This window comes from Pantoea agglomerans (assembly GCF_021397715.1).
In the GTDB taxonomy this organism is placed as follows: domain Bacteria; phylum Pseudomonadota; class Gammaproteobacteria; order Enterobacterales; family Enterobacteriaceae; genus Pantoea; species Pantoea astica.
In genome coordinates this window covers 2,176,181-2,199,082 of sequence record NZ_CP090207.1, presented here as the reverse complement: position 1 = coordinate 2,199,082, position 22,902 = coordinate 2,176,181, and the positions used below count along the sequence as shown (strand labels likewise).

Here is a 22,902-nt window from a genome sequence, read left to right as displayed (position 1 = left end):
CCATTTTTGACAACGCTACGTAAATTCTGCGCCTGCCATGTGGCTCATGGGCCGCAGAATTTATCACAGCGCGCCATTTTATCACTGACTGTAACCTCACCTGATGGTGAATGCTGAAATGCATCCGGCCTGCATGACAACGGCTTTCAGCCAGGTTACAGTTTCCGGCTTCGGCTTTCACTCCCGATGAGGAAACATGAAACGCTTATTCGTTTATGGCACGCTTTGTCCTGGCCGCGAGAATGCGCATCTGCTGGAAAATATTGGCGGCGAATGGCTGGCCGGTTCGGTAACCGGCATTTTCTACCCGCGTGGCTGGGGTGCGGCAGCGGATTTCCCCGGCATTATCCTTGATGATCAGGCGGCACCCGTGCCGGGCTATCTGTTTATCTCCGAGCAACTCGACGCGCATTGGCCGATGCTGGATGAATTTGAAGACGGCTACGATCGGGTTGAGGTCACGGTAAAAACAGAGAACAATCAGCAGCTAACCGCCTGGATTTACCAGCTGCAGCCGCCCTTATCCGCCTGACAGCTTTACGGATTCGGCACTGTTTTCGTTGCCTGCACCCTGCTCTTTTAGCTCGTTATCGTCGCTGTTCACGGTCACTTCACAAGGTTTGTGCCGCGTTCAGCGAGCTAACCTTACACACGGAATTACCGCCTGGTTCGGCGTCTGTAACTGATCGACAAAAACAGACAGGCACAATGTCAGATGGATAATTATTAGATATGCCTTATGTATGATGTAACTAAAATAGCCCATTTCTAATGACTTCAGCGAGACGCTCTCCTTCCGCCTGAACATTGAGCCGCGCTTCCTGCGTGAGGTTCAGTTGATGGCTAATCGCCTGTGCCAGGCTGCCCGCGCCGACTTCCGCCAGTGGAGTTAACGCAACCCGCTGCGGGCGGCCATCCTCAGGATCTTTGCTGCGATAAACCTGCGGCTGGCTTTCCAGTTCAGCTTCCACCAGCCGTATACTCTGAGGCTTTACGCCACGCAAGCTGACCCGTTCGGCTACCGACAGCGCTCCAGGGTTTGGACCTCGAATGACGCTGCGTGCCGGTCTCCAGACGGACCCGCCATACACACTGGCGATCACCCTTCTCACTTCCTCGCCAGGCGCCAGGGATTCGGCTGTTTCTGCAGCGTTTGTGGTTGCGGTGACATCGGGTTATACGTCCTCGGGTTAGCGGTACTTTTCGCCGACTTTTATAACACGATCAGCCCGGCCAGCGCTGTTGCGGGAACAGCGAGACACGAATGTTAAACAGGTGAACCAGCGGTGCCACCGCCGCACTCTCCTGCCGCGCGATGGTTTCCAGCCGCAGCAGCAACAGATCCAGCTCCTCCAGCAGATCCGGATGCGGCAGCAGCTGAAGCGACTTCATTTTGCGCTTCAGATAGAGTCCCAGTTCGTGAAACATCTGGCCGCTGTCGAGACGGTGTGCCTCTAACACCTCACGATAGCGGGCATAATAGTCGTAACAGTTGGCGCCGAGCCAGGTTTCGCTAATCAGATAGCCACCCACCACAATGTCCGGTACCGGATCGAGCCGTTTACGCGGCAGAATAATGTTCACCCGGTCCAGCATCCGGGCAATAAACTGTTGCCGCGACAGCAGCGTGGCCGAATTACGTTCAACTTTTTTAATAAAACTCAGCAGGTCACGTAGTCCGCGCAGCACCGCGCGTCGGGCAATCCACGAGGGCCGCTTGTTACGGATCAGCGCCGTCAGCACCACCGCAAACATAATGCCCACCATCGACGAGATAGCTGCATTCAGGGTGACGATCAGATCCGGCACGTAGTGATGACTCAGCCCGATAAAGCCCGGTATCTGGATCGCCACGCTCAGTCCAATCAGGTTAGTGGCCGGATTAGCGATTACCAGGCTCAGCAGCATCAGCCCCGGCAGCAGACAGATCATCAATGCCTGCAGCGTGTTGGCCTGCGGGATCAGAAAGGCGATATAAAACAGGCTGACCACCAGCGCAATCACCACCCCTTTAACGAACAGTTTCATCGGCGTCACCGGTGAATCCACGCTGGCAAAAAACGAGCTGATAATCGCGGCCATCAGCGGCGCATTCGCCCCATCCGCCCAGCCGCTGCCAATCCAGAACAGGCTGGAGAGAAAGGTCGCCAGAAAGGCCGTCAGCACCGACAGGATCAGCAGTCCATTATCAATATGACGATGCTCGCGGATATTCCTGATCGCCGCCCCATCGCCATGGCTGTAGAGATCGCCGGCGCGGGCGCTGACGTTCTGATAAGCATCCGCAATACGGACAAAGTTCGCCAGCCGCTCCAGTAAGCCAATCAGCAGCAGGCTCTCTTCGGTCGCCAGATTTCCCGCCTGCCAGTCACGTTCCAGCGTCGCCTGTCCTTCTGCGATGGCGTTACGCAGCCCTTCGATATCGTTGACCCGATCTTGATTAAGCCACAGCAGAAATTGCTGGAACACCGAAGTGACGCAGAGCGGAAAGCGGATATTCAGTTCCGCCAGCACCCCGAGCCGCGATTCGATCGCCGTCAGCGTCGGCAGCAGATAGGTCAGATGCTGATACTGTACGCTGACCAGACGGATAACATTACGCGCCGCCTCTCCTTCATACACGCAGTGTGTCAGCAGCGTTTCGACATTCAGCGGATAGCCCGCCATCTGGATCAGAATATCCTCGCGCTCCAGAGACTTATTCTTCGCCATGCCGCTGACCAGTTCATCACACAATTTACGCGCATTCTGAAACCAGTGGTCGACGCTCTGCCCGAGCAAATGGTGCATCGATACCGGAAAAACCAGCCGGTGAACCAGGGTGCTGCACAGGATGCCAAGGGTGATCTCCTCAATACGGGAAATCACCGTATTCACGATAGCCGACGGCGTGTTTACCTCCGGGAAGCCCATGATCGCCGCGCTGTAACCGGCCAGCATAAAGACGTAGCTTTTCGGCGTGCGGTCATGTAGCGACAGATAAAGGCAAAAGGTCACCCACAGCGAGACGCACAGGCTGAACAGCAGCGGCGACTGCACCGTTTCCGGGTAGATCAACAGGATAAAGACGCCGCCGAGCACGGTTCCCATCAGACGAAACAGCGATTTCGAGACGGTCGAGGCGGCATAAAGCTGAGAGGTGACAAATACGGTGGTCAGCGCCCAGGCTGGTTTTTCAAAGTTAAGAATCAGAGCAACAGATAACGCGATAAACGCGGCCAGGGAGGTTTTGCAGGCAAACAAAACCGCGTTTTTGGTAAACCATTTCATCGAATGAGAGGACCGAAATACTTCTGTGGCGCGTATCCTGACAGAAGCGCGCGGCTTTTACTCTCAGTTAAATTATACAAATTATTACCGGCCTTCCCTGGCCGGTTCAGGCTGCGGCTGACCGGGCCGGCAGCACCAGATTCGACTCAGCGACGGGTCAGCGCCAGACGGATCCCAAGGCCGATAAAAGTGGCTCCGACCAGCCGATCCAGCACTTTCTGTAACCTCTTATTGTTCGCCACCGCGCCTGCGGCCCCGCCCGCCAGCAGCGCAAACATCACGTCGGTCATCAGGCCGACCAGCGCATAGGTCATCCCCAGCAATAGGAAGGCACTGGCGTGATGCTCACTTCCAGCCACCACAAACTGCGGGAAGAAGGCGATAAAAAACAACAGCACTTTGGGATTGGTGATTGAGGTGATGAAACCGCGCAGCAGCAGTAAGCGGGTGCCCGGCTGCGCGCGCGGCGGCGTGATCTCCGCTGCTGCGGATGTCATAAAGGTTGACCCAATCATTCTGGCCCCCAGGTAGATCAGGTAGGCCGCACCGAGATACTTGATCAGCGTGAACAGCAGCGGCGAGGCGGCAATCAGCGCAGTCAGCCCAAGCGCACTGGCCACGGCATGGGTACAACTGCCCAGTGCAACCCCGGCGGCTGACAGGATACCGGAACATCGTCCCCTGGCGACGCTTTGTCCCACTACATAGGCCAGATCGGGACCTGGCGTAATACAGAGCAGTAAAATGGAGGCAACAAATAGCGGGAAATGCACAATATCGGACATTACGGCTCCTGACCTTTATCCGGGGTTAACAGGCTATTAACTTAACAGCCGACCACGTTTTTTTAAACCCCGTCGCTGATCGGTTGCCGCACCAGCGCTCGGTGCTGATCCAGCAAAAACGGCCGCAGATAACCCACAGTGTTAGAGAGTAAAATCACCTCATCGGAGAGCTTCAGCCGCAATACCTCACTCAGGTAAGTTTTGCGCTGCATCATTCGTTGCCAGACCGCCGGAAATTCAGCCGCCAGTTGAGCACGCAGTGCCGCGTCCGCCAGACCAACGGTATCCTCAATACTGCAGCCGCCGTAACCGGCCACCGAAGGAATGATATCGATCTGCAGCAACATGCCGCTCTTCAGGGGAATGGCTGAACCGGGCGAAACCGGTGAACTGAGCCACTCTTCGTCAGCCACCAGATGCCCCGGATTAAGGTGCCAGCCATACTGCGCTTTGGGGAGTACCGCCTCGATTAACCCATAGAGTTCGCCACCGGTGATGCCGATGCGTAACTGCTCCAGCCAGCTGACCACCGCATGATAATAGGGGATCGCCAGCCGGGTCAGCCAGTCTGCAACGTGACAGGGTAACTCTGAAGCCTGGCTGACCACATAGGCGGCGCGGCTGGTCAGCCCGCCTTTGTAGCCGACGGTTAACGACAGCTTATCGCCCGTCGCAACCTGTTTATCCGATGGATAAAGCTGCGCGTTTGCAAAGCGATCGCCGGTAGCCGCAATGGTCATCACGCTGTGAGGCTGGCCATCGCGGTTCAGCAGCGCGCCAATGCGTTTCTCGCTGATGCCTGGCGCTACGCTATCCAGTGCCGTTAGCATGGCAGTGGAAGCCCGATTCGCTCCCGCTTCGTAAAAGGCCACCTCATCGGCGCTGTTAATGCAGCGCGCGCCCTCATCGGGTGAGATAAATAACCCGGTCGCGTTCACCAGATGTGCCATGCCGCCCGCCGCTTCAGCCGCTGCCGCACAGATAAAGTGTGGTAAATCGAACATCGCTGGCTGCTGGCTGCTAAACAACTTCCAGCCCACCAGCCCGGTACGCCTGTCGGGCACAATTCCCGCCTGGCTCAGCAAACGGGAGAGCGACGGTTCACCGCTCATCGGCTGATTGGGCAGCGAAAACAGCGCCGCGTGCAGACAGCGGCCCGGATTACGGGCAAACGGCACCAGTTTGAGGTTTTCGTTGCCCATGATGTAGGCCAGTTCGCCCTGCTGATTAACCACCAGCAGCGCCTCTTCGAAGCGCGGAATAAAGCCCGCCAGATACTCAAAGTTGCTGCCGTGCTCTTTATCGGCATAGATGATCAGCTGCGCAATCTGATGCTGTTTCATGCGCTGAACTATCGCCGCTAGCCGGCGATGCAGGGTTTCATCCGCCATGACGTGGCTTACCGCGTCAGGAAAGGTCGGCGGTGGCGCAATGGCTTCCAGAGCGTAACGATCAGTGTGCATGACAGTATCGGTGTGCATAACAGGCTCCAGGCTAACGGGAAAAAGAATCAGTTTATGGGGTTCCGGACCGCCCTGTTGCCGCCGCGATCAATCTTTCTGCCGTAACCGCTCCAGCATAATCAGCGAGTGGCTGAAGATGGCATCGGCGATATGTTGCGGAAATCCTGCGGGCAGCGCATCCCGCACCGCGATCACCGCTGGCGGAAAAGCCCGGATAAAGAAGTCAAAAATCTGTTGCAGGCTGCCGCTATCAAAATTGACGCTTTTTGCCGTAGCGAAAAAGTGACGCGGGAATATCTTATCGATCTCGGTTTTCTTACCCTTGCTGGCCCGCAGCCCCATCGCCAGCTTCAGCGCGCGCTTATTCAGGCCGGTGCCGCCCAGCACCGGGTAGGCGGAAATCACGTCGTAAAAGGGCGTCAGCCGGTAGCTGCCGCCGCGCTCAATAAACAGCGAGAAGTTCTTTGCGTGACCATCCGTTGCCCCTATCAGCCACTGAAACACCTGGAACATCATGAAGTGATAACGATCCTCTATCGCATTACTCGATCCCATCAGCAACTGCATGATCTCCGCGATGCCCGGCCCGCCGTCCGATTCATATTTGGTGGAAGATGGCAGCCCCAGCGCCTGACAGAAATCCTCCTGCGGCAGCCGTATCAGCCGGGTTCTGTCGCGTGACCAGCGGCGATCGAAGCGCTCCACCGCCAGCGCCCGCATCGCGCCAGCACGAATAATGGAGGCCTGCGGAACGTTAAGCCCCAGCGCTCTGGCCAGCGCCAGGCAGAGATACTCATTTTCTACGCTTTCGCGCATATCCAGCGTCGCCGCCGGCTGCTTAATTTCGCCAATTGGCAGTTTGATGATGTGCGACGTCGGCGTGGCCCCGGCAGGAATACTCCAGCCCTGCTCAGTGTGCAGCAGGGCGGTTTTCTCCTGCGCGCCCGCTACCGAAATCCGGAAGTCAGTCTCTTCGCGCAGCATCCCAAGCGGAATGTCGGACTGATAGGCTGACAGCACACTCTCCAGTCGTGCCTCATCCAGCAGCTCGTAACGCACCTGTAACGGCGGCAGCGGCATCTCCGGCGGCAACAGCATGGTCGCACCGACGCTGTCACGTCCCACTTCCTGCAACAGGTCAAACGGCTGACGGGATTTTATCTGGTAGCGCGCCACAATCCGGTCACGAATCAACGGGCTATCCGGCAGCAGGTTATCGAAAAAGTTAATTACCGCGTGGGAGGTGATGACCGGAACCTGCAGCGGCATTGAGAGCGACAGCGGCCTGGCGAGCGGATTGCTCAGCCACGCTTTATCGTACTGAAATTCGTGCGCGCCATTGCGCTGACGCGTCAGCACCCCAACCCGCTCGCCGTTCATCCACGCAATCAGCTTCTGCATTACCAGTCATCCTCGTCATTGAGCGGCGGTGGTGCGGCGACCATTTTCTCCTGCACCTCCAGGCTCAGCTCCAGCGACTGTAACAGCTTAAACAACGTTGCCAGCGAGGTGTTGTCCGGCGCATTTTCAAAATGCGAAATGGTCGCCTGTTTCAGACCCACCTTTTTGGCCAGCTCGCTCTGGGTCCAGCCATTACGCTGACGGATAAGTTTCAGCCGGTTAGCCAGCTGCAGCGGACTGTATATCATCGTGTCTGTTCCTCCGAAGTCGGCAGACGATCAGCATAGCGCATTCCCATTATCCCCGAAAGAGGATAATTAGCTCATTACCCCCAACAAGGGATAATTACCATTTTATACCCATAAGGGGATAAATGATTTATTATCCTCTGTTGCGGATATGCACCCCAGTGAAGTAGCACGACAGGAGGAAAATCATGACACTAAGCGCGACTTTTACCGTGACGCAGCAGCCAGAGGACAAAGACCGGGAGGCGTTATTCGCCGGGCTCGGCAGTTTCAACCGGCAGTTTATCGGCAGTGAAAACCACGGACCGCTGGCGGTATTTGATCATGACGCGGACGGTAAATTGCGCGGTGGCGTAATGGCCTCGCGCAAAGGGAACTGGCTCTGTATCGATTATCTGTGGGTGGACGATACGCTGCGCGGCACCGGTCTGGGCAGTGCTTTACTGCGGGCAGCAGAACAGCAGGCGATAGCTTACGGATGTCAGCAGGCGCTGGTGGATACCTTCAGTTTTCAGGCGCTGCCGTTTTATCTGAAACAGGGTTATCAGCAGCAGATCTCCCTGCCCGACTTTCCGCAAACCGGTATGCAGCGCCACTACCTGACCAAAACGCTGAAAGGATAAAGATCACGACGCTGAGGTGGCTGTACCGACCTGAGCGTCGTGACAGGGTCACAAGCCGGCGATGCGACGCAAATCCGCTTCAGCACCGGGAGCCACCGCCAGCACCTGTGCCCCTTTGGTGATGCGATCGCCGTCGGTGTTGAACGGATGCACCCAACCGCCCGCCTCTTTCACCAGACAGTAACCGGCCAGACAATCCCAGGCGTGCATATAAGGTTCGTAGTAGCCCACTACCCGACCAGCCGCCACCCATGCCAGCATCAGGGCGCCTGAGCCGATGCGGATGAAGTTACCGCCCGCTGTCAGCAAGGCCGCCACAATCTCCCCAACCTGCTGTGGGCTGACGTAGCTGTTGGCACCAAAGCCCGTGACGTGATTCTGTAGGGTGCGTGCCGGATCAACCTGCAACCGACGGCCATTGAGCGTTGCGCCCTCGCCCAGCGCCGCCACATAGCATTCATTAAAGGTCGGAGCATAAATCACCCCGATAATCGGCACGTCGTCCCGCAGCACGGCAACCGATACACACCAGTTTGGCATCCCATTAAGGAACGGGCTGGTGCCATCGATCGGATCGACTACCCAGGTATAGGCGCTCCGGCCCGCCTGCAGGCCCGTTTCCTCACCGAGAAAGCCATCCTCCGGGAATGCCTCTCGGATGGCGGCGGCGATCATCTGCTCTACGTCGCGATCGGCAATCGATACCACATCCTGCAGATCATATTTGGTTTCCACCACCAGCGTGTCGCGGCGGGAAAAGTAGGATAACGCCGTGGCACCGCCCGCGCGGGCGACCGTCTCAGCCAGCGCCAGACGCGACATCATTTCATCGTGCAGTTCCATTGTGACTCCTTGCGGTTAAGCAGATTAGCGGGCAATCAGGGCCAGCCCTTGCGGCTTAAAATTAACGCCAACCCGGGCGGCAAGCGGCAGGCGCTGCTCCATGTGAGGATCGATGATAAACAGCGACCCCAGCTCGGTGGTGACTTCATATTCGATATGGTCGCCCAGCCAGGTGCTGTGAATTACTTCCCCCTGTAGCGCGCCCTGCCCGTCGCCGGACAGCGTGATAAACTGCGGCCGAACCGCCAGCTGACCGCTGCCGATGGTGGCTCCGGCATCGCGCAGCCGGAAACGCTGATTGCCGACCCGAACCAGCGCCTCACCGGCTTCCGCCTGCTCAATGTCGCACGGCAGAATATTGGCTTCGCCCATAAAGTCAGCGATAAACACCGAGTTGGGCGAATGGTAAAGGGTTTCCGGCGCGCCCTGCTGAGCAATATCGCCCTCTTTCATGACAATAATTTTATCGGAGACCGCCAGCGCCTCTTCCTGATCGTGCGTCACATAGACCGCGGTAAAACCCAGCCGCTGCTGCAGATCGCGAATATCCGTCCGCACCCGACGCCGTAAACGCTCATCCAGATTCGACAGCGGCTCATCCAGCAGCAGCACCTGCGGTTCCAGTACCAGCGCGCGGGCCACCGCAATACGCTGCTGTTGTCCGCCGGAAAGTTCAGACGGCAGACGCTGCCCCTGACTTTCCAGCCCGACCAGCTTCAACCCTTCCCGCGCCCGATCCTGCGCCTCCCGCTTGTTCATTCCCGACGACTGCAGCCCGTAGAGGATATTGTCGAGCGCATTCATATGAGGAAACAGCGCGTAGGACTGAAACACCATCGCCACGTCGCGTTCATTGGCCGGCAACTGGGTGACATCTTTACCGCCGATCAGAATACGACCCGAGGTGGGATGCTCAAGCCCGGCCAGCAGCCGCAGCGTGGTGGTTTTGCCACAGCCGGACGGCCCCAGCAGCGTCACCAGCGTGCCTGGCTCCACGGTTAATGAAAGATCCGGCAGCGCCGTAAAGCCATCAAAGCGTTTCGCGACATGTTCAAAAACGACCGATCCAGCATGGATGGGGGTCATACGGCTCTCTCCTGAGTCAGAGTGGGAACAGGTGCGGCAACGGCCGCAGATTGACTGGCACGGCGCAGGCGGCGTTCACCCACCAGCAGCTGGAACAGCCCGATAATGGCTAACATCACCACGATCAGTACCGACGAGTAGGCAATGGCGACGCCATACTCGCCATTCTCCACCAGCCCGACAATGTAAGAGGTCGCCATGTTGTATTGCGCGCTGACCAGAAAAATCACCGCACTGATCGAGGTAATGGCGCGCACAAAGGCATAAACCAGCGCCGCGCTGATCGCCGGTTTGAGCAGCGGCAGCACCACTTTACGTAAGGTCCGGAAACTGTTGGCACCCAGCGTCAGAGAGGCTTCATCCAGGCTTTTATCGAGCTGGCTCATCGCCGCAATGCCGCCCCGCACTCCGACCGGCATGTTACGGAACACAAAGCAGGCGATCAGGATCATCGCGGTGCCGGTGATCTCCAGCGGCGGCAGGTTATAGGCCATCACATAGCTCACACCAATGACGGTGCCCGGAATGGCAAAGCTCAGCATCAGCATGAACTCAAAGGTCTGCCGTCCGGCGAATTTCTGCCGCACAATCAGCCAGGCAGTCAGCAGCCCCACCACCGCGGTAAGCGGCGCGGCAATCAGGGCGATCTCCAGCGTGGTCCAGAAAGAGTTCCAGGCGACGCCGCTCCAGACCAGCTGCCCCTGATTCAGGCTGACGCTGAAGGCGCGGATATAGTGATCCAGCGTCAGCGTGTTGTTCAGTCCCCACGACTGCACGAAGCCGCCAATCATGATCATGCCGTAAATCACCAGCGTGAACAGGCCCCACGGGATCACCATGCCATAGACGCTGTAGCGCACCGGGCGCGGCAGCAGCACATGACGGCCGCCGTCGCCTTTGCCGGTCACGGTGGCAAAACTTTTCCCCGACAGCCAGACGCGCTGCAGCAGAAACGCCGTCAGGGTGAAGCCCAGCAGGATCATCGCCAGCACTGCGGCACGGCTCGGATCGTTCTGCGCCCCAACCACCGAGAAGAAGATTTCGGTCGACAGCACGCCGTGACTGCCGCCCAGCACCATCGGGTTGCCAAAATCCGCCATGCTTTCGATAAAGCTGATCAGAAAGGCGTTGGCCAGTCCGGGCGCCATCAGCGGCAGAGAGATGCGGGAAAAGGTGCGCCAGCGGCTGGCACGCAGGGTCTGAGACGCCTCTTCCAGCGACGGGCTGACCCCTTCAACCACGCCAATCAGCACCAGAAACGCAATCGGGGTAAAGGACAACACCTGAGCAAGCCAGATCCCGGTGAGGCCATACAGCCAGCGGCCAGGCTCAACGCCAAGCAGCGTCGCCAGCGAGGTGGTGACCACGCCGGAACGACCAAACAGCAGGATCAGCGCCAGCCCGATGACGAACGGCGGCGTAATGATCGGCAGAATAGTCAGCATCCGCAGCGCTTTTTTACACGGCAGCGAGGTCCGGGTCGCCGCCAGCGCAAACGCCAGTCCCAGTAATGTGGAGCCGCTGGCGGTCATCAGCGCCAGGCCCAGCGTGCGCCACGCCGTGCCGCAGGTGCCGCCGGTCACACAGGCGACGCTCCAGATAGCCGGGTCCTGCAGATTGGCGATCAGCCCGTCAGGCTTAAAGCTGCCATCAATATCCTGCACCGAGGCGACAAACAGGCTGAGGACCGGATAGAGCACAAAGGTGGTTACCAGCGCCACCAGCAGCACAATCGCCGCCACCACAAAGGCATCACCTTTCAGCACGCCGCGTTCGGCCAGCGCAAAGGAAAAAATCAGCAGAAACACCGTCAGCAGCAGTAGCGCGCCCGCACCCATCGCCGGCTGCCCCTGTTCCAGCGGGCCAGCGAGGTTCTCCAGCCACAGCCAGTTCCAGCCGCTAAACCCGATAGCATGGCCTTCCACCACCAGGAACAGAATGCCGCAGACGCTGAACAGTAACAGTAAGCCGCTGCGGCTGCGCCCCGGTGGCAGAAATACGCAGGCAGCAGCAAGCAGCCACAGCGCCACGGCAATAGCCAGCCAGCCATGCTGCATCAGTTGCCACAGCGCCGGCGCGCTGTTCTCATCACGCCACAGCGACACCAGCCAGTGTCCCGAGAAAAAGCCCTGCTCCAGGCTGTACCAGGGCAACAGCATCAGGGCAGCCGCACCGGCCATTAACGCGCCGGTTAAGCGACGATTGTGCGCATTCATGAATCACCTCGATCTGATGCGGACACCAGGCTTGCGCCACCGCGGTTCTGCAGGTATCCGGCTTCGCATCGCCGGACGAAAAACAGCATTACTGCGCGCTGGCACCGATCTCTTTATCCCAGCGTCCGAGCAGCGCTTTGCGTTTCGCCGAATCCCCGTAGGTTTTGAAGTCATAATCGATCAGTTTGATGTTCTCAAAGCGCGGTGCATATTCCGAGATCTCCGCCTTGCGGTTCGACGGCAGCTGGAACGATTTCGCTTCTTTCATGTGCGACTGCGCCTCAGCGCTCAGCGCCCAGTCGTACCAGCTTTTGGCGTTCGCCAGATTACGCGCCCCTTTGATGATCGACATCGATCCAATCTCATAGCCGGTGCCTTCACAGGGCGCGACCGGTTTAATCGGGAAGCCATCCACTTCCATTGCCACCGCATCATGCATAAAGACGATGCCGAGCGTGGTTTCACCGCGGGCGGCGGCTTTTACCGGTGCCGACCCCGATTTGGTGTATTGCGAAACGTTGGCGTTGAGCTTTTTCAGGTAATCAAAGGCCTTGTCTTCGCCCATGATCTGCACCAGCGTCGCCAGGGTGTTATAGGCGGTGCCGGAGGAGTTAGGATTAGCAATCTGGATTTCCCCTTTAAAGCCCGGATCGAGCAGATCGGCCCAGCAGGCGGGCACCTTCAGCTTTTTCTCCGCCAGCAGCTTAGTGTTGTAACCCCAGCCCAGCGCACCGGCATAGACGCCCACGGTGCGATAGCCGGAGATCTCCGCCACTTTTTGCGACCACGTCTGCTGCTGGTCGAGCAGCGGTGATTTGTAGGGCTGGGTTAATCCCTCTTCCGCCGCCTGCATGTGCGGATCGCCGGTGCCCGCCCACCAGATATCGGTACGGGGATTACGCGCCTCACTGCGAATACGCGCATAGGCTTCTCCGGCTGACAGCCGCACCATGCTGAGATGGATATCGGGATGAGACTGGCTGAACAGGCGGGTCATCTGCTCACAGACCACCACATCCGCCGAACAGACCATGTTGAGATTGCCAGCCGCGGCAGCCGCAAACGGCAGAGCCGGACAACTGACGATAACCGCAGCGAACAGAGATGAGTAACGCATGGTGTTCTCCTTGAGGGCGAGGATAGCGCCTGGACGCGCTTTTATTTTGCACTGCTGTGCAAAGTAGTAAGGCGACCCGATTGCCCTGTCAATTAGCATGTGAAGCAATTGACAGTCGCTGTCACAAATTTGCAACACCAGCAGCGAGATTACTTTTGCACAGCCTTGCAAACTCAGGCAGACTCAAAACGGATCATGCATAACGCGGGAGAAACTCATGCATCAACTCAAGGCGGTGGTCAGTGCGCAGGATGTCGCTGACCGGGCGGGCGTGTCCCGCTCGGCGGTATCGCGCACCTTTACGCCAGGCGCCAGCGTGTCGGAGGCGACCCGGGCGCGGGTGATGAAAGCCGCCGAAGAGCTGGGCTACCACGTTAACCATCTGGCGCGCGGTCTGGTGCGCAACCGCAGCGGCATTGTCTGCCTGATCGCCTCTGAAGTGGATACGCCCTACCGTGCCAGCCTGGTCCGCTGGATGACCCAGTACCTGCAGGAAGCGGGAAAGGTAGCGATGCTGATCAACACCGACCGCTCCGACGATCGGGTCTCTGCCGCGTTACAGCAGGCGATCAACTTTCGCGCAGATGCTTCGATCATACTTTCCGGCATGCCTGACAGCGCCATCACCCGGCTCTGCTATAAACACGGGCAGCATCTGGTGCTGATTAACCGCGATGAATCCCTGCCCGGCTCGCTGAGTATTAACCTCGACTCGCGTCCGGCGGCGGAGATGGCGGTCAACGCCTTTGTCCGGGCCGGCTGCCAGCGCATCGCATTTGTTAATTCGCTGGCCGGTACCCCAAGCCTGTTGAAACGCGAGCGGGATTTTCTGGCAGCGGCAGAGAGAGCCGGGGTCCCGGTCCAGGTGGAACACTTTGGCTCGACCTCCTATGAAAGCGGTCAGATCCTGGCGCAGCGGCTGCTGACCCGCAAAGTCCGTCCTGACGCGGTGTTCTGCGCCACCGACCTGCTGGCGTGCGGCTTTATGGATGAGGCGCGCCACCGTTTTGCCCTGCGCATCCCGGAAGATCTGTGCATTGTCGGCCACGACAATATCCCGCAGTCTGGCTGGTCATCCTATAACCTCACCACCTTCGCCCAGCCGGTGGAGCAGTTTGCCCGTGACGCCATCCGCTGGCTGACAGAGAGCGAAGCGCAGCAGGACCAATTAACGCCAGCCGCTGAACAGCAAAGCGATCGGCGAATATATCAGGCTGATGTGGTCTGGCGGGGTTCGGTACGCGGCGGGTAATCCCTTTTTTATATTATTGCCGGTGCCTGAGCGCCGGTGAAATAACCTTCACTCTCTTTCACGCTTCGCTTTAAATATCTCTCCTCTTCTCGCCAGAATATCGCCATCCGGCGGCACAACCTCCGATTTTATGACTATTCTTGATCAGCATTATTAATTCACCCTGACCGCCACTGCTCAATGAATAAGCAGTCAGATGTGACAAATATCACATTTGTGCCAGGCTTAATCACTCAGATAATGATGTACAAGGAGCTTACAATGACGACACCAACGAACAAGACGCTCGATCTCGATCAATTTCCTAAGCCTCCTTTTGAGGAACAACCGCAACAGGCACCAGGCTTAGTCAGCAAAATGATTCCGTTTCCCGACCACGGTGAAACCAGCTACCGCGGCACCGGCCGCCTGACCGGCCGCAAAGCGCTGATTACCGGCGGTGACTCCGGTATTGGCCGTGCCGTCGCGATTGCCTATGCTCGCGAAGGTGCAGACGTGGTGATTAACTATCTGCCAGAAGAACAGCCCGATGCCGATGAAGTGATTAAATTAATCGAAGCGGAAGGCCGTAAAGTTTTCGCTATTCCGGGCGACATTCGTTCTGAAGAATTTTGTCAGCAGCTGGTAAAACAGGCGGTCGATAAATTAGGCGGACTGGATATTCTGGTGAATAACGCCGGACGCCAGCAGTTTAATGAGTCCATTCGTACCCTGAGTACCGAAGATTTCGACGCGACGTTTAAAACCAACGTTTATGCGATGTTCTGGATCACCAAAGCGGCGCTGGAATATCTGCCACGCGGCGCGTCAATTATTAATACCTCGTCAGTACAGGCCTTTAAACCCAGCGATATTCTGCTGGATTACGCCCAGACCAAAGCGGCGATTGTCGCCTTTACCAAATCACTGGCGAAGCAGCTGGGTGGCGACGGTATCCGGGTAAATGCGGTAGCGCCTGGCCCATACTGGACCGTGCTGCAATCGAGCGGCGGTCAGCCACAGGAAAAAGTGAAGCAGTTTGGTGCCGATTCACCGATGGGTCGTCCCGGTCAGCCGGTTGAAATCGCCCCGCTCTACGTCACGCTGGCCTCGACGGAGAGCAGTTACTCTTCCGGCCAGGTCTGGTGCTCAGATGGCGGCACCGGCACCCTGTAAACCCGTTCCCCGGTGGCCGCATAATGCGGCCACTTTTTTGTCCTGCCTTCGCCTGTTGTCTTTGTCGTCACAGTGATACAAGGAAGAAAACCATGGAAAACGAAATTTTCCGGCAGCCGTCCCGGGATAATGGCTTTGCAGGTCTGGGTGATTATGCCGCCATTGGTGAAGGGCGTTCGGTGGCGCTGATTGCGCCGGATGGCTCGATCGACTGGTGGTGCGCCCCGAACCTCGATGCTAAACCGCTGTTTGACCGTCTGCTGGATGCCGGTGTCGGCGGCTATTTTCAAATCGTGCCGCGCGAGCCTTATCAGGTCACGCGCCGCTATCGCGATAACAGCAATGTGCTGGAAACCCGGTATGAGACCGACAGCGGCACGGTGCTGCTGACCGAATCGATCAACAGCACGCTGGCGGGACGACTGCCGTGGGGCGAACTGGCCCGTCGGATTGAAGGCGTGAGCGGCGACGTTGAACTGGAGATCAGCCTGCGATTCGGCACCGCGGCTGAAACCCGTTCGCCGTGGATTGCCGACACCGAGAAAGGCAAGGTGTTTCACATTGCTGACGTGATGGCGATGTTCCGTACCAGCGACGATATCCGCATTACCTTACTGGATGATGAGCAGGTCTGCGCCACGCTGCGGACCTCGGCCGGTTCGCGCTCACTCTGCGCGCTGCTGATCACCGAGAATGAGCCGCTGGCAGTGCCTGAGCTCTCCGCCATCGATCAGCGGATCGAAACCAGCCACACCGGCTGGACCAGCTGGGTGGAGAGTCTGAGCTATGACGGCAGCTATCCGGCGCTGGTGAAGCGCTCTGCCCTGTCACTCAAGTTTCTCTGGTACTCACCGACCGGTGCGCTGGCGGCTGCGGCCACCACCTCGCTGCCGGAAGGCATTGGCGGCGAGAAGAATTATGATTATCGCTACGCCTGGGTGCGTGACGCCTGTCTGATCATCAAAGCCTTTGTTTATCTCGGCGCGCTGGAGGATTGTAAAGCGGCCTTTTCATGGCTGTCACAGACCATCCTGCGCCACGGCGTCAGGCTGCGTGCCTGCTATGCGCTGAATGGCGATGAAGTCCCGGAAGAACGCTTTCCGCCGTTAAGCGGCTATCAGGATTCTCAGCCGGTTCGGGTTGGCAATAACGCCCGCGATCAGGTGCAGCTCAGCATGTATGGCGACATGCTGGCCACCGCGCAACTGTTTATCGAAGCGGGACACGTGCTGGATATCACCACCTCACGGATGCTGGGCGAGCTGGCGAACTGCTGTGCCGATCACTGGCGGCAAAAGGATTGCGGTATCTGGGAGTTGCCGGACTTACAGCACTACACCCACTCCAAAATGGCCTGCTGGATGGCGCTGGATCGGGCGGTCGCGCTGGCCGAAAACCAGCACATCGAACCCACCTGGCTGGGCCGCTGGCAACGGGAACGCGACCGGATTCGGGACTGGATTGAGACGCACTGCTGGTCGGAACAGAAGCAGGCTTACCTGTTTTACGTCGGCAGTGAGGATCGCCTTGACGCCTCGCTGGCGCTGGTACACAGCTACGGCAACGCGGTTAATCCGCAGCGGATGCTCTCGACCTATCGTGCCATCCATCATGAACTGGGCAATGACAGCGCCATGCTCTATCGCTATAGCGGCGTCGACCAGGAAGAGAGCACGTTTCTCGCCTGTGCGTTCTGGCTGGCAGAGGCCTGGGCCGAGATGGGGAACATTGAGCAGGCCGACCAGGCGATGGAGCAGATCCTCGCCACGCTTGACCGGCATGGCAACGTCGACATTTTTAACGAGATGTTTGATGTGCGCAGCCAGAGCTGGCGCGGCAATATGCCGCAGGGGCTGAGTCACCTGGCGCTGATCTGTGCCGCGCAGGCCATTTCAGAATCCAGAGCTGCCCACTGAGGCGCAGGCCTGACCGGTCAGGAGCTATTGCAGCCTGAAGCGCGGGTCAAAGAAAAATGGCTCGACCACCACCTTGCTGATAATCGCCGCCGCGGCCGGGTGAGCAGGATTCAACAACGCATTCCACTCTCCGGTCAGGGTGCTCGGGACTTTCAGTATCAGCCCGTTATCCGGGTTGGCCAGCCAGCCGTCGCCAATCTCCCGCGTCGATGGCGGTGCGGGATCGGCCTGCCAGTCGGCGGGAAGTGCCGCCAGCGACAGCTCGGCAATCAGCGAGTCAGGCACGCTGATCGACAGCATCGAATAGTCCTGCGCCAGATCCTGAATAGTGAGATGCACCAGCGCTTCCAGCACGCACAGCGCCCGGCTCGACCCCAGATAAACACAGCCGGTGCCCACTGAATTCCAGCGTCCGCCGTAGGTGCGGGCACCAAAACCATCAAAGGCGGTCATCGCATATTCGCTTTTTACCAGCCGGTAAAAATGCACTGACGCCATCAGGTGATGACGCCATGTTCAAGCTGACCAATCAGATTCAGTACCGCTTCCGCGCCCGCAACGGTAGTGGTCATCTCTGCCGGTTTTTTGCCGCCCAGCGCTTTGGCTGGGGTTTCCAGCCACTGTACCAGCCGCGCCGGATCGTCACGCAACAGCGTGCTGGCGGCAGAGAGCACGCGGATCAGCATATAAATCCGTCCGCTTTGATCGGGCGAAAAAGTCTGCTCAGGATCTTTCACTTTGCGGTTGTAGGTGCTGCGATCGATGCCCGCCAGCCGGCACAGCCAGGCTTCATCAAATGCGGACAGCGACGCGGTACGTTTCAGTACCCCGCTGCTGAAGCCAACGGCAATCCGCTGATGCGCATCCGGCAGGGTTTCCGGCAGGTTCAGCGCATGCAGCAGTGAACGGTTGCGGCCACTGCTGGCGGGCGTATAAATAGCAATTGACATAGCATCACCCTCTGTTCATTTGATTTAAATTTTAGCGCAAATGAACAAGGCGCGCCAGCGGAAAGTAACGCCGGAGATTACTGCAACGCCTCAAGAATTTGCCAGGCGGTTTTTATCCGCAGCGGATTGGGGTAGTTCTTGTTGGCAAGCATCACGATGCCGGTATTCCTGCCGGGAATAAACGCAATGTAGGCACCAAAACCGTTGGTGGCACCGGTTTTATGCACCCAGCTGGCGCTTTGAGAAGGCACGACGGGATTGAGTGGCGTGGCGGGCTGAGGTTTAAGCGCGACGCCGTTTTCACTGTCAGCGATCACCGTGGCGGCGCTCACCGGCCAGTCGTAGATCTCCCAGCCCAGTCCCTGATAGAAACTGCGCACGCTAAAATAGCGGGACTGCGACGTGCGAATCGCATTGCGCAGCACGGTATTTCCTGAAGAGAGACGATTAGGATCGGCATTCGCCTGCATAAAGGTCAGCATATCGCGGGCGGTCGATTTGATTCCGTAGGCCTCCGCGTCCAGCATTCCCGGCGATACCCGCACCGGCTGGCCGTTTTTGTAGCCCCAGGCATAATTCAGCATCATTGACGGCGGCACGGTAATATAGGTGCGCGTCAGCCGCAGCGGCTGAAAGACATTTTTCTCCATCGCCTGCTCGTAATCGCCCTTCACCATCAGCGCACCAAACAGACCGATACTGGCATTGGAATACTGACGCAGCGTGCCCGGCGCGGCCTGCGGTTGCCACTGCTGATAATAGTTAAGCAGCGAGGCCTGATCGGTTACCGCATCCGGTAGCTGCAGCGGCAGGCCGCCCGCGGTATAGGTCGCCAGATGCAGCATCCGGATGTGCCGCCACTGCGTGCCGGTCAGCTGTGGCCAGTATTTCTGTACCGGATCGTTAAGCGCGATATCCCCATTGCGGATCATCACGCCGGCCAGCACGCCGGTGAAGGTTTTACTCACCGAGCCGAGTTCGAACAGAGTATTTTCGGTGACCCGGCGGCCGGACTCCCGATCCGCGACGCCGGCATTGATGAACTGGGTGCGGCCTTTATAGAGGATCGCGACCGACATACCGGGGATCTCCTGCTGCTCCATCAGCGGTTCTATCGCGGCTTTAACCAGAGAAGTGACCTGCTGTGAGGTGAGATCGGCGGCAACACAGCTGGCAGAAAGGGACCACAAAACAAGGTAAGACAAAGACTTTTTCATTGGCAATTAACAGTTTTTTCTCTGATTCAAATTATTTGCACTGATCGGCACAGGCCTGCACACAGATTTGTGCCTGTGAACTGCACGCTCCGGTATCACGGGTGTTGCAATGGGATCGTTCGACATAGCAATTGGTCTGACAGGCTGAGACATCGCAGCGTGCGGCGACGGGCGTCAGCTGTGGCAGCGGCGCACGCGCCGGAAACGGGGATGAGGGTTGAGCAAAGGCGCTGCTGCCCAGCAGTCCGGACAGCAGCAGGCTGATGACTATTTTCATGATTAATCTCCAGATGAACGCTGCACTAAGTATGACTAATCTGGCACGCGTCGTCTGGAAAATCTTATCAAACGGGGATCACCGGAGGATGTTGAGTGACGTTGATCACGCCGCGGTGATAAATATCGTGCAGCCGGACGATATAACGCTGCGGATCGTGCTGATCTTTGATGCGCAGAATCGCCGCCTCCCCTTTTTCCTGCAACATCTCAGGCCGATCGAAGATGGCGAGCAGTGTCTGTTTCAGACCCGCCACCAGCGCCTGACGCAGCTGCTGTTTCTCCTGAGGCGTAGTGACACTGTATTCACGATCGCCGTTGAGCGCGCCGCCAATCACCCAGCCCGCGCTGGCCGGATTAATCTCCGGTAAGGCACGCACGTTGCTGGTGATCACCGGGCAGCCGTTCGCCTGCATCTCCAGCACCGAAAAGCCGTAGGTCTCCTGCCAGGTCGGCAGCAGGCCGATGTCGCTGTCACGAAACAGCTGCAGCAGCGCGGCATTATCCAGCCGGGAGCGGTGGGTAAAACAGCGATAACGTCCGATGCGGCTCTCAATTGAGCGACAGAATGCCTCATCGTCCTGATGTTGCCGGTGCGCTACGTTATGACGTTTGGTGAGATCGCCGATCAGCTGCACATCCAGCTGCGACTCTTCCAGCTTGAGCTCTTCAATCAGCTCACTTATCGCCAGTACCACTTCGGCCCCGCCTTTACGGTAGAACTCGTTGCCAGCGAACACCAGCCGGAATATGCCAGCCTGGCGTGGCGCTTTATGCGGCGTGAACAGAGTCTGTGGCGGATGCAACACCACCGTTTTACGTCTGATCTGCTGCGCCACGCCGTCTCCGGGCGGGAACAGTTTCATCTGTATGTTCAGCGTCGCGTCCGAAATGGCTATCAACCCAAGACAGTTCTCTTTCAGCAGATGCGGGATCAGCCGCTTCAGTTCGGGGTTATCCTGTTTTGCAACGCCCGGCACCGGTAAAACGCGCGGTAATTCCGTTTCAAACGAGGCAACCCATTTCTGACGGGTTATCGCCACTTCATTAAACAGATGCAGGACGTCTGGCCGGGATGCGGGTGAAAATGGCAGCGGCAGAAAAACGAAGGATTTATTTTTTTTGAGTATGCGAGTCCGTAGCGGGTTAATAAAGTAAAACAGATTGTACTTTTTGAGATTTATATATTCATTTTCCGGATTAACTAAAATATTACGCTGCTCCGGATAGTGGTTATTGGTGATTCCGATTTTCATGATCGTATTCCAGAGTCCTTGAGTCCCGGGAGATCTATATCATGCGATGTCGGCAGGCGCGCCTGCAGAATATCCTAAAAATGTTTTTAGCGGCCAATCGCGCAATTTATTTATGATTGCCGATCGGGGTTTATTCCTGGTCTGTCGCAGCAGCGTAACGGTTACAGAAATATTTTTACATCCGTTCTCATATTTCATTAATTAACTCGTTGATTAATGAAGAGGAATAAAGCGCCGTCAGCCGGTGCGCCATTTATTATGTGTAAGTTTAAAGATTTGTTAAAAATAATCCGGCGTGCCCCAGGGGCGATTAGTTGATAACAATTCAACTAATCAGTTTTCCTGTAGTGGCTTTTCAGAGATCGGCCTGTTTTATGCATCTGACGGTAGCGTCTGTCATTAGCAGTGATTGTTTGCCTCATCTCCTGACGCCTGCCTGATGAAACAAATGATACAGCAGCCGCTTTTTTTGCCTGCGATGCACTGTTTAAGCGCATCGCATTGCAACATAAGCGTGCGCCAGCATCCTCTGGCGCAGCATCCTTAGGTTGTCGTGACACGCTATGTCATTGAACAGTCTGTAAATCCTGATTTTCTGGCTGCGTGGTAAGGCACTGGTACAAAAGTTGCAGTATCCGTTGCAAGCAGACAGGAGATAACTATGAAAGCGATCGTAATCGGTGGTGGTATCGGCGGCATGAGTAGCGCCATCGCGCTGGAGAAAGCGGGTTTTGAGGTTGAGGTATTCGAAGCGGTAAAAGAGATGAAGCCGGTCGGGGCCGCGATTTCCATCTGGCCAAACGGCGTTAAATGCCTGAATGCGCTGGGCATGAAGGCGGCGCTGCGCGCACTGGGTGGCAATATGGCCTACATGGCCTATCACGATGCGGTGAGCGGCGCACCGCTGACCCGCTTCAGTATGTCGCCGCTGGTGCAGCAGGTCGGTGAGTTCCCCTATCCGGTGGCGCGTGCTGAACTGCAGGCGATGCTGATCGATACCTTTGGCCGTCAGCGGGTCAATTTCGGCAAACGGGTCATTCAGGTTGAACAAGGCGATCACGGTGTGATTGCCACCTTTGCCGATAGTAGCCAGGTTCAGGGTGATTTTCTGATTGCCGCGGACGGCACCCATTCGGTGATCCGGGATTATGTGCTGGAGCAGACGCTGGAGCGGCGCTATGCCGGTTACGTCAACTGGAACGGGCTGGTGACGATTGATGAAAGCATCGCTCCTGCTGATCAGTGGACGACCTTTGTTGGCGAAGGCAAGCGCGTGTCGCTGATGCCGGTGAGCGATAACCGTTTTTATTTCTTCTTCGACGTGCCGCTGCCCAAAGGGCTGCCGCAGGACCGTAGTACCGTTAAAGCCGATCTGAGCGGCTATTTTGCCGGCTGGGCCGCACCGGTGCAGAAGCTGATTGCCGCGATCAATCCCGACACCACCAACCGGGTCGAAATCCACGATATCGAACCGTTCAGCCGCCTGGTTAAAGGTCGCGTTGCCCTGCTGGGGGATGCAGCCCACAGCACCACACCTGATATCGGTCAGGGCGGCTGTGCAGCGATGGAAGATGCCATCGTGCTCGCCTCTACGCTGGCGTCGCATTCATTGGGGATTGAAGATGCCCTGCTGCGTTATCAGGCGCGCCGGGTTGAGCGGGTCAAAGATCTGGTGCTGAAAGCGCGTAAGCGCTGTGACGTCACCCATGCGAAAGATCCGGCGGTGACCGCAGAGTGGTATCGCTCGCTGAAAAGTGAAACCGGCGAGCGGGTGCTGGCCGGCATGTGTGAAACCATTGAAGGCGGACCGCTGGGTTAACCGGTCCGT

Annotated in this window: 21 protein-coding genes; 6 read left to right on the top strand and 15 right to left on the bottom strand. The window is 57.6% G+C overall.

All coding sequences use genetic code 11. The features are described 5' to 3' along the window. The first annotated feature begins 196 nt into the window (after positions 1-196). Positions 197-532 (top strand): gamma-glutamylcyclotransferase family protein, encoded by a 336-nt coding sequence (locus LZU96_RS10440; protein WP_233984291.1) that lies wholly within the window; start codon positions 197-199, stop codon positions 530-532. A gap of 220 nt (positions 533-752) precedes the next feature. On the opposite strand, the gene LZU96_RS10435 is transcribed toward LZU96_RS10440, so the two are convergent. The 6 genes from LZU96_RS10435 to hipB all read right to left on the bottom strand — a co-directional run bounded on the left by LZU96_RS10435 (position 753) and on the right by hipB (position 7,167). Further along, positions 753-1,004 (bottom strand): hypothetical protein, encoded by a 252-nt coding sequence (locus LZU96_RS10435; RefSeq protein ID WP_233984290.1) that lies wholly within the window; start codon positions 1,002-1,004, stop codon positions 753-755. A gap of 220 nt (positions 1,005-1,224) precedes the next feature. Further along, positions 1,225-3,270 carry an FUSC family protein gene (locus tag LZU96_RS10430; RefSeq protein WP_233984289.1) on the bottom strand — a complete coding sequence of 682 codons (2,046 nt, stop codon included), beginning with the start codon at positions 3,268-3,270 and terminating at the stop codon, positions 1,225-1,227. A 146-nt stretch (positions 3,271-3,416) separates the two neighbouring features. Next, positions 3,417-4,055 carry a LysE family translocator gene (locus LZU96_RS10425; protein ID WP_233984288.1) on the bottom strand — a complete coding sequence of 213 codons (639 nt, stop codon included), beginning with the start codon at positions 4,053-4,055 and terminating at the stop codon, positions 3,417-3,419. 62 nt (positions 4,056-4,117) lie between these two features. Then, positions 4,118-5,518, bottom strand: a complete 1,401-nt coding sequence (locus LZU96_RS10420; protein ID WP_233988174.1) for a M24 family metallopeptidase — start codon at positions 5,516-5,518, stop codon at positions 4,118-4,120. An 87-nt stretch (positions 5,519-5,605) separates the two neighbouring features. After that, entirely contained in the window at positions 5,606-6,919 is a 1,314-nt protein-coding gene (locus LZU96_RS10415) for a type II toxin-antitoxin system HipA family toxin (RefSeq protein ID WP_233984287.1), read from the bottom strand. Further along, positions 6,919-7,167 carry a type II toxin-antitoxin system antitoxin HipB gene (gene hipB, locus LZU96_RS10410; protein ID WP_233984286.1) on the bottom strand — a complete coding sequence of 83 codons (249 nt, stop codon included), beginning with the start codon at positions 7,165-7,167 and terminating at the stop codon, positions 6,919-6,921. Before hipB ends, LZU96_RS10415 begins: the two co-directional genes overlap by 1 nt. Positions 7,168-7,355: 188 nt before the next feature. On the opposite strand from hipB, the gene LZU96_RS10405 reads away from it, so the two are divergent. After that, positions 7,356-7,790: a GNAT family N-acetyltransferase gene (locus tag LZU96_RS10405; RefSeq protein ID WP_233984285.1), complete on the top strand. Its 435-nt coding sequence runs from the start codon at positions 7,356-7,358 to the stop codon at positions 7,788-7,790. A 48-nt stretch (positions 7,791-7,838) separates the two neighbouring features. On the opposite strand, the gene LZU96_RS10400 is transcribed toward LZU96_RS10405, so the two are convergent. From LZU96_RS10400 to LZU96_RS10385, 4 genes are all read right to left on the bottom strand, one after another. Then, positions 7,839-8,633: an inositol monophosphatase family protein gene (locus LZU96_RS10400; protein WP_233984284.1), complete on the bottom strand. Its 795-nt coding sequence runs from the start codon at positions 8,631-8,633 to the stop codon at positions 7,839-7,841. Between the two features lie 24 nt (positions 8,634-8,657). Further along, positions 8,658-9,719, bottom strand: a complete 1,062-nt coding sequence (locus LZU96_RS10395; protein WP_233984283.1) for an ABC transporter ATP-binding protein — start codon at positions 9,717-9,719, stop codon at positions 8,658-8,660. Then, complete coding sequence (locus tag LZU96_RS10390; RefSeq protein ID WP_233984282.1) at positions 9,716-11,935, bottom strand: ABC transporter permease; 2,220 nt, start codon at positions 11,933-11,935, stop codon at positions 9,716-9,718. Before LZU96_RS10390 ends, LZU96_RS10395 begins: the two co-directional genes overlap by 4 nt. 88 nt (positions 11,936-12,023) lie before the next feature. Next, positions 12,024-13,052: an ABC transporter substrate-binding protein gene (locus LZU96_RS10385; RefSeq protein WP_233984281.1), complete on the bottom strand. Its 1,029-nt coding sequence runs from the start codon at positions 13,050-13,052 to the stop codon at positions 12,024-12,026. 217 nt (positions 13,053-13,269) lie between these two features. On the opposite strand from LZU96_RS10385, the gene LZU96_RS10380 reads away from it, so the two are divergent. From LZU96_RS10380 to LZU96_RS10370, 3 genes are all read left to right on the top strand, one after another. Further along, positions 13,270-14,304 carry a LacI family DNA-binding transcriptional regulator gene (locus tag LZU96_RS10380; protein ID WP_233984280.1) on the top strand — a complete coding sequence of 345 codons (1,035 nt, stop codon included), beginning with the start codon at positions 13,270-13,272 and terminating at the stop codon, positions 14,302-14,304. A gap of 261 nt (positions 14,305-14,565) precedes the next feature. Then, positions 14,566-15,459: an SDR family oxidoreductase gene (locus tag LZU96_RS10375; RefSeq protein WP_233984279.1), complete on the top strand. Its 894-nt coding sequence runs from the start codon at positions 14,566-14,568 to the stop codon at positions 15,457-15,459. 92 nt (positions 15,460-15,551) lie between these two features. Then, a complete protein-coding gene (locus LZU96_RS10370; protein WP_233984278.1) occupies positions 15,552-17,375 on the top strand; it encodes a glycoside hydrolase family 15 protein in 1,824 nt (607 codons plus the stop codon). A gap of 24 nt (positions 17,376-17,399) precedes the next feature. On the opposite strand, the gene LZU96_RS10365 is transcribed toward LZU96_RS10370, so the two are convergent. The 5 genes from LZU96_RS10365 to LZU96_RS10345 all read right to left on the bottom strand — a co-directional run bounded on the left by LZU96_RS10365 (position 17,400) and on the right by LZU96_RS10345 (position 21,074). Beyond that, positions 17,400-17,873 (bottom strand): RES family NAD+ phosphorylase, encoded by a 474-nt coding sequence (locus LZU96_RS10365; protein ID WP_233984277.1) that lies wholly within the window; start codon positions 17,871-17,873, stop codon positions 17,400-17,402. Next, on the bottom strand, positions 17,873-18,325 hold the full coding sequence (locus LZU96_RS10360; RefSeq protein ID WP_233984276.1) for an antitoxin Xre/MbcA/ParS toxin-binding domain-containing protein: 453 nt from the start codon (positions 18,323-18,325) through the stop codon (positions 17,873-17,875). Before LZU96_RS10360 ends, LZU96_RS10365 begins: the two co-directional genes overlap by 1 nt. Positions 18,326-18,402: 77 nt before the next feature. Then, entirely contained in the window at positions 18,403-19,542 is a 1,140-nt protein-coding gene (gene ampC / locus LZU96_RS10355; protein WP_233984275.1) for a class C beta-lactamase, read from the bottom strand. A 31-nt stretch (positions 19,543-19,573) separates the two neighbouring features. Further along, complete coding sequence (locus tag LZU96_RS10350; RefSeq protein ID WP_233984274.1) at positions 19,574-19,819, bottom strand: hypothetical protein; 246 nt, start codon at positions 19,817-19,819, stop codon at positions 19,574-19,576. 67 nt (positions 19,820-19,886) lie between these two features. Then, positions 19,887-21,074 (bottom strand): glycosyltransferase, encoded by a 1,188-nt coding sequence (locus LZU96_RS10345; RefSeq protein WP_233984273.1) that lies wholly within the window; start codon positions 21,072-21,074, stop codon positions 19,887-19,889. A 661-nt stretch (positions 21,075-21,735) separates the two neighbouring features. Here LZU96_RS10345 and hpxO point away from each other — a divergent pair. Further along, complete coding sequence (gene hpxO / locus LZU96_RS10340; protein ID WP_233984272.1) at positions 21,736-22,893, top strand: FAD-dependent urate hydroxylase HpxO; 1,158 nt, start codon at positions 21,736-21,738, stop codon at positions 22,891-22,893. Positions 22,894-22,902 lie beyond the last annotated feature (9 nt).